At 47.7% G+C, this 12,862-nt stretch carries 13 protein-coding genes; 3 read left to right on the forward strand and 10 right to left on the reverse strand.

All coding sequences use genetic code 11. The features are described from left to right. Positions 1 to 179: 179 nt before the first annotated feature. From B5D58_RS13895 to B5D58_RS08840, 8 genes are all read right to left on the reverse strand, one after another. Positions 180 to 353 carry a hypothetical protein gene (locus B5D58_RS13895; protein ID WP_158297462.1) on the reverse strand — a complete coding sequence of 58 codons (174 nt, stop codon included), beginning with the start codon at positions 351 to 353 and terminating at the stop codon, positions 180 to 182. A 472-nt stretch (positions 354 to 825) separates the two neighbouring features. Beyond that, positions 826 to 1,140, reverse strand: coding sequence for a transposase (locus B5D58_RS14440; protein ID WP_074671281.1), 315 nt, complete (start codon positions 1,138 to 1,140; stop codon positions 826 to 828). Positions 1,141 to 1,451: 311 nt separating this feature from the next. Beyond that, positions 1,452 to 2,372 (reverse strand): septal ring lytic transglycosylase RlpA family protein, encoded by a 921-nt coding sequence (locus tag B5D58_RS08810; protein WP_011112574.1) that lies wholly within the window; start codon positions 2,370 to 2,372, stop codon positions 1,452 to 1,454. Between the two features lie 4 nt (positions 2,373 to 2,376). Then, positions 2,377 to 3,486, reverse strand: coding sequence for a rod shape-determining protein RodA (gene rodA / locus B5D58_RS08815; protein ID WP_011112575.1), 1,110 nt, complete (start codon positions 3,484 to 3,486; stop codon positions 2,377 to 2,379). Between the two features lie 110 nt (positions 3,487 to 3,596). Beyond that, complete coding sequence (gene mrdA, locus B5D58_RS08820; protein ID WP_011112576.1) at positions 3,597 to 5,474, reverse strand: penicillin-binding protein 2; 1,878 nt, start codon at positions 5,472 to 5,474, stop codon at positions 3,597 to 3,599. Further along, positions 5,471 to 6,022 (reverse strand): rod shape-determining protein MreD, encoded by a 552-nt coding sequence (mreD, locus tag B5D58_RS08825; protein WP_011112577.1) that lies wholly within the window; start codon positions 6,020 to 6,022, stop codon positions 5,471 to 5,473. Before mreD ends, mrdA begins: the two co-directional genes overlap by 4 nt. Next, on the reverse strand, positions 5,979 to 6,881 hold the full coding sequence (gene mreC, locus B5D58_RS08830; protein ID WP_041357268.1) for a rod shape-determining protein MreC: 903 nt from the start codon (positions 6,879 to 6,881) through the stop codon (positions 5,979 to 5,981). Before mreC ends, mreD begins: the two co-directional genes overlap by 44 nt. A gap of 377 nt (positions 6,882 to 7,258) precedes the next feature. Then, a complete protein-coding gene (locus tag B5D58_RS08840; RefSeq protein WP_011112579.1) occupies positions 7,259 to 8,320 on the reverse strand; it encodes a rod shape-determining protein in 1,062 nt (353 codons plus the stop codon). Positions 8,321 to 8,478: 158 nt separating this feature from the next. Between B5D58_RS08840 and gatC the strand changes: the two genes are divergently transcribed. From gatC to gatB, 3 genes are all read left to right on the forward strand, one after another. After that, entirely contained in the window at positions 8,479 to 8,766 is a 288-nt protein-coding gene (gatC, locus tag B5D58_RS08845; protein WP_011112580.1) for an Asp-tRNA(Asn)/Glu-tRNA(Gln) amidotransferase subunit GatC, read from the forward strand. A gap of 62 nt (positions 8,767 to 8,828) precedes the next feature. After that, positions 8,829 to 10,289, forward strand: a complete 1,461-nt coding sequence (gene gatA, locus B5D58_RS08850; protein WP_011112581.1) for an Asp-tRNA(Asn)/Glu-tRNA(Gln) amidotransferase subunit GatA — start codon at positions 8,829 to 8,831, stop codon at positions 10,287 to 10,289. Between the two features lie 55 nt (positions 10,290 to 10,344). Then, a complete protein-coding gene (gatB, locus tag B5D58_RS08855) occupies positions 10,345 to 11,781 on the forward strand; it encodes an Asp-tRNA(Asn)/Glu-tRNA(Gln) amidotransferase subunit GatB (protein WP_011112582.1) in 1,437 nt (478 codons plus the stop codon). A gap of 186 nt (positions 11,782 to 11,967) precedes the next feature. Here the strand turns inward: gatB and trbK are convergent, their stop codons facing one another. Both trbK and B5D58_RS08865 read right to left on the reverse strand, forming a co-directional pair. Further along, a complete protein-coding gene (gene trbK / locus B5D58_RS08860; RefSeq protein WP_074671278.1) occupies positions 11,968 to 12,156 on the reverse strand; it encodes an entry exclusion lipoprotein TrbK in 189 nt (62 codons plus the stop codon). Between the two features lie 244 nt (positions 12,157 to 12,400). Continuing rightward, a complete protein-coding gene (locus B5D58_RS08865; protein WP_011112583.1) occupies positions 12,401 to 12,835 on the reverse strand; it encodes an Hsp20/alpha crystallin family protein in 435 nt (144 codons plus the stop codon). Positions 12,836 to 12,862 lie beyond the last annotated feature (27 nt).

Genomic DNA, 12,862 nt, shown 5'->3' on the forward strand with positions numbered 1-12,862 from the left:
GCCACCAGAAGCATGGTAATCATGCCAAATTTGTAAAATTTGGAGTCATACCACAGTGACATGTCATAGCCTCTCGACGAGACTGATGAGGCACTGCTCGTTCCTAACGTAGTTGCCATCTCTTTATCCTCCTATTCACCACATTTTGTTAAAACCAGTGATGAAAACTAAACTTTTCATCACTCACTATCGCAAAGAAACCACAATAACATCATGGTCTCCGCTTGATTTTCGACTCCGTATTTCTCGTTTTGTTCCGGCAAAGCTCCAATACCTCCGCCAGATACATCTGAAAGGCTAGTCACCTTGACCTTTTTAGTCAAGCCCTTTTTTATCCAAACAACCAGCAGCATCAGTAGAATATCAAAAAATCAATCAGTTAAAATAATCAACCCATCCCACAACCATCACAAAAATTACTCACACCACTCAAGAGAAATTAACCATCTCGGGATTATGGATATAGGTTATTATATTTATCTTTAATAACAATTTACTGTTTGGAAGTGGAACCGACAGCTGCCGAAAGAAATTGCAAGACACCATACAAACTAAAACGATGGCAGCGACAAAAAAGACCGGGATTGAAATCAGAATGAAAATAAGTGTGTTCTGAAAGCACGCGAGAAAGGTGAAAGCAGGAGTAACGAGCCGGGTAGTAAATTACCCAAGATCATGTCTACTATTCCAAGTAACTTTAAGCAAGTCCCTTTGATTATCGTACCGCTATAATTGCCATCGGGAGAGATGAATGTCATCCGGAACCGCTGGATTGCTTTACTAAACTGATTACTCTCCTACCTAAAGGAGTAATACTGACCAAAATCAAGGACTGCAGACTTGGGATCCGAGCCAAGGCATTTCTCGTTTAGTTAGATACTTAGAGATACATACCCGGAGTTGGCGAAGTAGCTGCGGTATTCTAGAGGCATCAAAGGATCGTTCAACAGCTTTACGCAGGAGGATCTTGATTTTGGAAAAGGCCTGCTCAATGGGATTGAAGTCAGAAGAATAGGGCGGTAGATAAAAGATTTTTGCGCCTTTGTCCTTGATCGAACGCCGGCGACCTTGTAGCTGCCCAATTGTTGCAGACGACGATATCACCTGACTTGAGGGCAGGACAGAGCTGGGTTCCCACACAAGCCAGGAAAGCTGCGCCGTTCATGAGAGCATCCAGACACTACGGCGCAAGCAGGCCACCAAATCCACATTTTCCAAATTTTCGTCAGTTCTCCTTAAGAATCGCACAAACCACCGGAGTATGGAGACTGTTGATCTGTCTCACATAATCTGGGGCACATAACCGTACCGCATCTGTAACAACAGGAATAATGAGATTAAAGACATGGAATTTGCAATCAAACCCACTTGCGTTGCCTTTTCTCAACCCAGACTCCGGGCTTGAAATCAAAAATGACTCAGCCCTCAACAAGCCTGACAGATTGCTAATATCAGTAAGTATGTCGCACCAATATCGGTTCTGGAGATCCGGCTGTAGTAATGATATTTGCTGTTCGATTAGCAGCCTCCAAGTCATGAAACGGCCCTACGAATATCTTATGCAGTCCATTTGCCTGATTGATATGAGTTTGCTGAGTAATCGAAGGAAACTCTGACTTTAGTTGCATCAGATAAGACTGCGCATTATGTGCCGATCCGAATGCAGCAAGCTGCAAATAAAATTTCCCATTATCCCCACTGGAAGCTACTTTTGGCTCCCCACTCGTCTGTTTCCGTGTCATAGCAGGAGGATCAGCACTGCCGAAACGGCCGGGAATGATACTTTCAACCTCTACCCGAGCACTACCGTTTGCCAGGACACCAAGTTTATAGGCCGCCACATAAGATAGATCAATGAGACGATTTTCCAGAAATGGACCTCTGTCATTGATACGAACGACCGCAGAGTTTCCATTCTGCAAATTTGTAACACGCACATAACTTGGTATAGGCAAGGTCGGGTGAGCCGCAGTCATGGAATACATATCATAAATTTCTCCGGAGGCTGTACGTTTACCATGATAGCGCTTACCGTACCATGAAGCGTGACCACGAGCCTTATAAGGCTTGAGCGCAGTCATGGGTGTGTAGGTTTTACCCAACGCAACATAGGGACGCATCGTAGTAGTTTTCAGGGGTTCGATACGAGGAACTGCATCAGGAACAGAATCAAGGTTTGAAGGAGGATTCTGTTCCGGGCCATCATCAAGATAATACCCCCCTCCCGCTCTGGTATGTGAATGTGTGGATGATTGACCCAATCGCGGAGTGTTGCTGCAGGCAGAAACTATGAGCACCACCATGACAGCAAGAAGAACAAACAGCGTATTTTTATGCGTGATTGCAAAACAGAAATCAAAATTTATTTTCATATTTTTACGTTTTAACAAGTTTTGGATGGGTATGAATGCTCATGAGAATTCCAAATCCCAGCAATATAGTAACCATGGAAGTCCCACCGTAACTGATGAGCGGCAGTGGTATTCCAACAACGGGCAAAATACCACTTACCATACCCATATTGACGAACACGTAAGTGAAAAAAGTTAAGGTAATCGATCCGGCAACCAGCCTTGTAAACCGTGTTGGCGCTCTTGCCGTAATCACCAGGCAACGTCCGATTACTATCAGGTAAAGCGACAGTAACAAACTGTTACCAATCAGCCCGAATTCTTCCGAAAATACTGAAAAGATGAAATCTGTACTGGGTTCGGGCAGAAAGTCAAGCTGGGATTGGGTGCCTTTCAGCCACCCTTTACCTGAGATTCCTCCTGACCCAATAGCAATGCTGGATTGTATCGTATGATAACCGGCACCCAAAGCATCTTGTGAAGGATCAAGCATGGTCATGACCCGTTTACGCTGATAATCGTGCATACCGAAAGTCCAGAGTAAAGGCAGACTCACCGCTACCGCAACTGCCAGACCGACTATAATCCGCCACGATAAGCCCGCCAGAAAAATCACATAAAAACCACTGATCAAGATAAGTAGGGCAGTGCCCAGATCAGGTTGGCGCGCAATCAATAAAACTGGCAACAGTAAAATCAGCACTGCCACAACATAATCACGCCAGCGCAATGTGATGTGAGCCTTGTCGAAATACCACGACATCATGAGTGGTGCTGCAATTTTGAGCAGTTCCGAGGGCTGAATATTAATAAACCCAAGATTCAACCAGCGACGCGCTCCATTCTGCACCTCGCCAAACAACGCTACGGCAACCAGCAGAATGATACCCATTACATAAATTGGAAAAGCGAGCCGCATAATCCTCTGGAGCGGAATATTGGCTACCGTCCACATCACCACAAATGCAACAATCATGTTAATCAGTTGGCTGATTACCCGGGTAAGATTCCCGCCGGTAGCACTATACAGCACGATTAATCCGGTCAGCATGAGCAGAAAAATTCCGGCAAGCAGAAAATTATCGATATAGCGAGTGAAGTAGTACCATATCTTTTTGATATCCAGAGTGATCATATTGTGACCAGAATCCTGAAATTCACAGCTAATCAGCAAAATTTACGGCAATCATGAAATTGCTTTCTCCATTGCCGAAATCGAATCGCTGCGAGAGTGGTATATATTCTTTATCCCGCCTTTTCTGCCGGTTCAGGCATTTTGCCCAGAAAAAAATAATCCAGTACCTTACGTGCAATGGGTGCTGCGGTTGATCCACCTGAACCACCGTTCTCAACCAACACCGTCAGAACGATTTTCGGATCTTCAGCAGGCGCGAAAGCTGTAAACAAGGCATGATCGCGATGCCGCTCATTGATTCTGCTGGCATTGTAACGCTCCCCTTGTTTGATATTGATTACCTGGGAAGTACCGGTTTTGCCAGCAAAAGTGTAGGCTGCATTGGCACCCGCCCGGGAAGCCGTACCACCAGGGCGTGTCACATCTGTTAGCGCCTGTTTGACATAATCCAGGTACTCCTGCTTCAAATTGAGCCGGTACATTTCTTCTACAAAATTATCCTCAACAAGATGTTTGTTGTGATCTACCTGCTGTTTAACGAAATGAGGCTTGTAAGCCCTGCCATCATTGGCCAGCAGCATCATTGCAAAGGTCAGCTGAAATGGAGTGGATAAATTGAATCCCTGACCGATACCCACCGAAATCGTATCGCCCGGCAACCAGTTCTGTTTGAATCGCTTCTTCTTCCATTCCGGCGAAGGCAACAGTCCACGGACTTCTCCAGGAATATCGATACCGATCTCCCTGCCAAAACCAAATTGTCCGATGAAATTATGAATATTGGTAATACCCAGATCATGGGCAAGCATGTAGTAATAGGTATCACATGAAATCACCAGAGATTTACGCAAATCAACCCAGCCATGCCCTCCGGGTTTCCAGTCACGAAAACGGTGCGAGCTACCGGGCAAACTGAAGAAGCCTGGATCATTGAATGCGTAACGAATAGAACGTTTACCCAGCTCCAGTCCGGCCAGTGCCATAAATGGCTTGAAAGTGGAACCGGGAGGGTACACACCGCGCAATGCGCGGTTGTTCAACGGTCTGTCAATGGATTCATTGAGCAAACGCCAGTTGGCATGATCGATGCCATCAACGAACAGATTGGGATCAAAACCCGGTTTGCTGACAAAAGCAAGGATTTCCCCATTGGATGGATCCAGTGCAACCAGAGCACCGCGATAATCCCCAAAGGCCTGTACGGCTGCCTGCTGCAGGCCAATATCGAGAGAAAGTGTAAGATCGTTCCCGGCAACCGGCGCAACTCGGGATAAGGTACGTACAGGGCGGCCAACGGCATCCGTCTCAACCTGTTCAAAACCCGTCTGCCCATGTAAAGCATTTTCATAGCTCTTCTCGATACCAATACGCCCGGTGTGCGTAGAACCACGGTAATTCTTGAGCCGTTTATCAGCTTCAAACTGTTCCAGATCCTTATCATTGATACGGCCAATATAGCCAATCACATGAGAAACCAACTCTCCCCTCGGGTAATGTCTGAGTGGATGTGCCTTGATATCCATTCCGGGAAAACGATATTGATTTTCCGCAAACCGGGCCACTTCGATGTCTGTCAGGCGGGAACGTATGGGCAGACTCTTAAATCGCGTACTTTCCCGCTTCAGCTTGTTGAAGCGCCTGCGATCTTCGGGTGTGATTTCGACTACAGTTGCCAGCTCATCAATAGCTGACTCGAGATTTTTAACCTGATCGGGAACTATTTCCAGAGTGTAGGCCGTGTAATTCTGAGCCAGAATTTCTCCGTTGCGATCAAATATCAGCCCCCGGTTAGGCGTCAGTGGCTGAATAGTAATACGATTTGCTTCTGCAAGTGTCGTATAGTGTTCACCCTGTGATACTTGCAAATAGAAAAAACGGCTAAATAACAAACCGAACAAAATGATGACGATGACTGCACAGATAGCCAGTCTGATACGAAAAAGCCGAATCTCTCGTGTATGGTCACGCAGTTCTACGGTATTGTTCATATTTCATCAGGTTCGATTCGCTGTTTTCGAAAACTCCCCAACAAAAATACGAACAGGGGCCAGCATAGTGCTCCAGTTACACTGCCAAGAAAAAAATACCATTCGGGAATATAAGTACCCGCCAGAATTCCAGTCAGGAATATCATCGCCTGACCGAGTAACAGTATCCATAAAACGGCAGGAATCTGCCGGAAAGCACTGAACAGCCGCAAGCGCCGATGCAAAATCAGGGCAAAAAATGTCATTAGACAATAAGCAATTGCGTGCTGTCCCATAATACTGGTATCGACGACATCCATTACCAGCCCGCACAAGAAAGCAATACCCATACCTGCCTGCTGCGGCTGGTGAATATTCCAGTAAAGCAGTGTCAAAGCCACGAAATCCGGGCGCAAAACCAGTATCACCTTATCAAATGGCATCAGGTTGACTAACACTGCCATTATCAGATTCAGATAAACCAGCGATCTTCTTGCAGGAAGAGAAAATTCCTGGGCAACGTAATCATGTTCCGTGATTCTTGGTTTGCCGGTTTTTCTGGGGCGCATAGGATTCAGGGTTATCTGAAATTTCCGGAGTGGGCACAGAGCCGATCAGGACGAGCACCTGCCTGTGACGATCCACACCCGCTACGGGGACACATATGATACGCGCAAACTTATGTGAACGATCATATTCGATATGAGCCACCCGCCCCACAGGCAGACCAGGCGGGTAAACACCACCGATCCCCGAGGTGGCCAACAAATCACCTTCCCGGATATCTGTATTGATCGATAAAAAACGCAGCTCCAGTTCACTGTTTTTGCCAGCCCCGGAGATCACCGTTCTCAAACCATTACGATCGATCTGCACAGGAACCATGTGATTCTTATCTGTGATCAACGTCACTTCTGATGTCCAGGGAAAAACCCGTGTTACCTGGCCGATCACACCGAGATCGTCGATAACGACCTGCCCCGGTTTGACCCCATTCGAGCTTCCTTTACCCAATGTTATCTTACGACTGAAAGGATCACGCGGTGTATAAAGTATCTCCGCCAGAACTGTCTGAATTTCTGTTTGCCTGGCAGCCCCAAGCAGTGCGCGCAAATGCTCATTCTCACTCGCCAATGCCTGTAACCGGAAGAAATCATGCCGGCTGGTCAGGTATTCACGCCTGAGATGATCAATCTCCTCGATGAGCTTGAAGTCCGAAATATACTGATCCACCTTCTCCTGCAGGGAAAAAGGCAGATACGCCAGTTTCTGCAACGGAGAAATAGCGACCCCAATCACACGCCTTGCTTCAGCAATAAAATCTGATCGGGAATCAGCGATCATTATGAAGACAGATAACAATACAAAGAAAAACATCCGTGTCAGCGGGCTCGGACCTACCTTGAAGAACTGCGGGGGAGTGTGCATGTAGCCTCTCAGCATTTGTTCCTGTACCCAAATCGATAAACTGGGCCTGATGTCTGTAAACAGGATCGCCGACAACCAGGAAGCTTAAATAAATGGCATATAATACATCAGTATACCAAAGCTCCCGAGATACAACGCCACACGGTAACATTGCTGAAAAAGAACTGGAACTCGAAACGATCAACCTGTTTCACCAAACTCACCATTTCGGCAAATCGGTCATCAAGGTTTGCAAAGGAATGTTTTTCAATCTGATACGAGCAGATTGCAGTAGCGGCATCAGATTCGAAGTACCCAATAACTCACGCTATAAAAAACTTTTATCGTAAAAGAAGATAAGCATATCTGTAACCAGGCACGCTTACCTCGAAGAGGTATCAATAGTCTCTGGCAAAAATCCCAACTGAATGATCAATACTCTCCAGAGCGATTCCCGCACCCCGCACAACACAGGTAAGTGGGTCATCGGCAATAATGACGGACAATCCTGTCTCCTCCATCAGCAGACGATCGATATCGTGCAGCAATGCACCGCCCCCCGTCATCACCATCCCCATTTCCGCAATATCGGAACCAAGTTCAGGAGGCGTTTGCTCCAAAGCGGTTTTAACCGCACTGACAATACTGTTCAGCGGTTCAGCCAATGCCTCCAGAATTTCATTACTGGAAATCGTGAAACTGCGCGGAATACCCTCGGCCAGATTACGCCCTTTCACCTCTATTTCACGGACCTCCGAACCTGGATAAGCAGAACCGATTTCTGATTTGATGATTTCTGCCGTGACTTCACCGATCATAATTCCGTAATTACGGCGAATGTAATTGATGATTGCCTCATCGAATCTGTCCCCCCCCACTCGCACCGAATTGGAGTAGACAACCCCGCCCAGTGAAATCACGGCGACTTCGGTCGTACCCCCCCCAATATCGACTACCATACAGCCGGTTGGCGTTTCGACAGGTAAATCAGCCCCCAGCGCAGCAGCCATGGGTTCCTCGATCAATTCGACTTTGCGTGCGCCCGCTCCGTAAGCAGCCTCTCGGATAGCACGCCGCTCCACCTGCGTCGAACCACAGGGCACCGAAATGACAATTCGCGGATTTGCAGAAAACAAACGAGGAGGATGAGCTTTTCTGATGAATTGCTTGAGCATCTGTTCGGTCACGGTAAAGTCAGCAATGACACCGTCCTTCATCGGCCGGATTGCCGTAATGTTTCCCGGGGTCCGGCCCAGCATTTGTTTTGCTGCCAGCCCTACCTGCTGAATCATGCGTTTGCCGCCCAGGCCACCTTCATGACGTATAGCAACTACCGAAGGTTCATTCAGCACGATACCATGGCCACGAACGTAGATCAGTGTATTGGCTGTGCCAAGATCAACCGCCATGTCCGTCGAAAAATAGTTACCCAGAAAATTGTTGTTCAGGAAGTTAAGCATGACGATTCCAGTATGACAGGTCCGGTATGTTTATTGCTCAGCAGGAATTTTGTAAGTCTGGCCTTGGAACAAGCGCCACAGACACATAAAAATATACGTTTGACAGGTGTGCATGATACTCTATTAGCTGTCTTGGTATAAATAGAAAGCTTCAAAATATGACCTTGTCACTGAACGATATCAAACGTGTTGCAAAGCTCGCCCGCATTGAAATCAGCGAAACGGATGCTCAGCAGAATCTGGTCCGATTATCCGGAATATTTGATCTGATCGAACAAATGCGGGCAGTTGATACGCAGGGAATCAAGCCAATGAGCCATTCTCAGGATATGGTGCAAAGGTTACGTGAAGATATTGTCACTGAATCCGATCAGCGTACTCTGTTTCAATCAGTTGCTCCTCAGATCGAGGATGGATACTACCTGGTTCCCAAAGTAATCGAATAACGCAGACTGTAAAATCCGCATTTTTGCCCGTCTATTTCCAATATATTCCACTGCACTGACACATGTTAAATGCCAGCCTCAGGCAGCTTTCCTTGTTGCTCTCAGAAAAGAAAATATCCAGCACCGAACTCACCAGTGAGTTTTTATCCCGCATCAAAGCGCTTAATCCTGATCTGAATGCCTTTATCACTATCGATGAGGAAAAAAGTCTGGATCAGGCCAACGTTGCCGACAAGATGATTGCTGCAGGACGATCGACTCCTCTCACCGGAATACCCATTGCACAAAAAGATATTTTCTGCGCCAGGGGATGGCTGACCACCTGCGGATCAAAAATGCTCTCAAATTTTGTTTCACCCTATGATGCCACCGTGGTGGAACGATTCGATCAGGCAGGCATGGTGAATCTGGGTAAAACCAATATGGATGAGTTCGCCATGGGATCAAGTAACGAGACATCCTATTATGGTCCGGTAAAAAATCCCTGGGACAGATTGGCCGTACCGGGTGGCAGCTCGGGCGGCTCAGCCTGCGCAGTAGCAGCCAGACTGGCGCCAGCGGCAACTGGTTCTGATACGGGGGGCTCCATTCGTCAACCGGCTGCATTATGCGGAATCAGTGGAATCAAACCCACTTATGGCCTGGTTTCCCGCTACGGCATGATCGCATTTGCCTCCAGCCTGGACCAGGGCGGACCCATGGCCAAATCTGCTGAAGACCTGGCCTTGTTGTTGAATACCATGGTCGGATTTGATGAGCGTGATTCAACCAGTCTGCAACGAGCAGAAGAAAACTATACGCAAGATCTGGAAAAACCGGTGAACGGGTTGCGCATCGGTCTGCCGAAGGAATTTTTTGCGGAAGGCATGAGCAGCGATGTTTCCAACGTGATTGAAGCCGCTCTGGCAGAGTATCGCAAACTGGGTGCAACATTTGTCGAGGTTTCCCTGCCGAACAGCAAGCTTGCCGTCCCGGTTTACTATGTGCTCGCACCTGCTGAAGCATCCAGCAATCTGTCGCGTTTCGATGGCGTGCGATATGGCTATCGCACCGCACAATACAGCAGTCTGGAAGATTTATATACCAAAACCCGGGCAGAAGGATTCGGTGAAGAAGTGAAGCGCCGCATTCTCATTGGTACTTATGTATTATCCCACGGCTATTATGACGCCTACTACCTTCAGGCTCAGAAATTACGCCGCCTGATTGCCGAGGATTTCAGGAAAGCTTTTGAACAGTGCGACCTGATCATGGGGCCGACTACACCTACCGTGGCATTCAATATTGGCGAGAAATGCGATGACCCCATCCAGATGTACCTGTCCGACATCTATACCAGTACCGCCAGCCTGGCAGGATTGCCGGGTATGTCGATACCGGCCGGATTCGGCAGTAAAAACAGGCCGGTAGGTTTACATATCATCGGAAACTATTTCAGGGAAGCACAAATGCTGAATGTCGCCCACCGCTACCAGCAGGTAACAAACTGGCACGAACTCACTCCGCCGGAAACCAGTAACTGAGATACGTCCCTGTTTTCTAACAGCAAACGATTAAAAGCAAAAGGATTAGCTGATCATGCAATGGGAAACTGTCATCGGCCTTGAGATACACGCACAGTTATCAACCCGATCCAAAATTTTTTCCGGTGCATCGGTAGCATACGGCGCCGAGCCGAATTCACAAGCCTGTGCCGTGGATATCGCCCTTCCCGGAGTATTGCCGGTATTAAACCGGCAAGCAATCGAATATGCCATCCGGTTTGGCCTGGCAATCGATGCAACTATCAACTCACCCTCTGTTTTCGCACGGAAAAACTACTTTTATCCCGATTTACCCAAAGGCTACCAGATCAGTCAGCTGGAACACCCGATCGTTGAAGGCGGACATGTCGCCATTCAGACAGGAGATCAGGAAAAAACCATACGCCTGACTCGCGCCCATCTGGAAGAAGATGCCGGAAAATCGACGCACGAAGAATTTCACGGGATGACAGGGATCGACCTGAACCGTGCCGGAACAGGGCTGCTGGAAATCGTCTCGGAACCGGATATGCGCAGTAGTGCCGAAGCCGTAGCATACGCAAAAGTGCTGCACTCACTGGTACGCTGGATCGGTATATGCGACGGCAATATGCAGGAAGGATCATTCCGCTGTGATGCCAATGTTTCAGTACGGCCTGCGGGCTCGGAAGCACTCGGAACGCGCTGTGAAATAAAAAACCTCAATTCATTCCGTTTTCTCGAACGAGCCATCGATTACGAAGTGGCAAGACAAATCGACATTCTGGAAAGCGGTGGCAGCATCACCCAGGAAACCCGCCTGTATGACGCGGATCGGGATGAAACCCGCACCATGCGCAGTAAAGAAGATGCGCATGATTACCGCTATTTCCCGGATCCAGATTTACTGCCAGTAATCATTCCCCAGGAATGGATAGATCAGATCAGGGAAAAACTGCCGGAGTTGCCGAAGGACAAGCGTAATCGTTACATTCAGGATTTCGGCCTGCAGACCTATGATGCAAATATACTGACTGCAGCACGTGAGCTCGCAGATTATTTTGAGCAAATGGTCAGCGTTCTTCCCGGGCAAAGCAAACTCTGCGCTAACTGGATCATGGGTGAAGTCAGCGCGAGGTTGAATAAGGAAGGACTCGAAATCGCCCGGAGCCCGATCAGCCCCGAACAACTGGCCGGATTGCTGCTACGCATTACTGACGGCACCATATCAGGAAAAATAGCCAAGGATGTGTTCGACAGCATGTGGCAAAGTAACGGTGACAGCGCAGACACAATCATCGATGCAAAAAACCTCAGACAGATCTCAGATGATAGTGAAATTGAGAAATGGGTTGATGATGTACTTGCCGCGAACCCACAACAGGTGGCCGATTACCGTGCCGGGAAAGAAAAAGCATTCAATTCCCTGGTTGGGCAGGTAATGAAAACTTCAAAAGGGAAGGCCAATCCCGCTCAGGTCAACTCAGTGCTCAAAAAACGCCTGACGGAATAAGGCTTAGACAAACCTGGAAAAACATACGATTCAATTATAAAGAAACTCTGGAAAAGACTTTGGCTTGTACTTTTTAGCCCCTGCAATCCATTGCCAATCCAGACTTGACGATTCAGGCCTGATGGCACTACAGAAGAACCCTGTAAACCGAGCCTGAATCCTCAGCAAGAAGTGTATTACCTGTATTTATTTGGGTAAAGCATTGCACTTATCAATAAATGCCTGCCGTTCGGCTTCATTATTCTTGTAAAAATCCAATGCTCTTTCCATTCCTCTTCCTGCACAATTCTCTGCGCTTACTTCCGGAGGTCCGCTGCAACCGATCAAAGCGGTACTAAGACCCAGAATACAAACGATGTAGTATTTAAAGTTCATTAAAATTTCCTCTATAAAAATTCGCTAAAGCCAGACTGGTTTGTCTACCTTTTGCGATCCTGAATCAGGTACTGAAATCCCAGCCACCTGAAACTGCCAGGCATTCACGGCCAACGGCCACTGGTAAAGCTATTCTACCTGACTTCCTGTAACTTGAGATTGTTTCAGATCTGCTCACGCTGAATGGAGTAAACGCAACAGCCATCGTACAAACGGGGCCCGGAAGCCCCGTTTGTCATCCATTTTATTGTGCGGTGACACTGACTTTTTTGGGTTGAACTGCTTCCCGCTTGGGGATGGTGACAACCAGCACCCCATCTTTGGTAACAGCCGAGATCGCACCCAGGTCGGCAGTATCCGGCAGACTGAAGCGGCGGTAAAAAGAACCATGGGTTCGCTCAACCCGTTTATACCCTTCTTTCTCGGTTCTCGCTTCGGTCTGCTTTTCACCCTTGATCGTGAGCACTCCGTTTTCTGTCGTCACATCGATTGCTTCAGGTTTCACTCCGGGTAAGTCAGCATGCACAATAAACTTATCGCTTTCCTCCTTGATATCGACTGCCGGTGCCCATTCAGCAATTGCTGAAGCTCCCTCGGTCGCCATATCATCCCGAGCCCGCTCCAGTTCCCGTTGTAATTGTGTCAGTAATCCCCATGGTTCATATCGCGTAATTGCCATAATAGCCTCCACATAAATCACAAACAT

The sequence above is a fragment of the Nitrosomonas europaea genome (assembly GCF_900167395.1).
In the GTDB taxonomy this organism is placed as follows: Bacteria; Pseudomonadota; Gammaproteobacteria; order Burkholderiales; family Nitrosomonadaceae; genus Nitrosomonas; species Nitrosomonas europaea.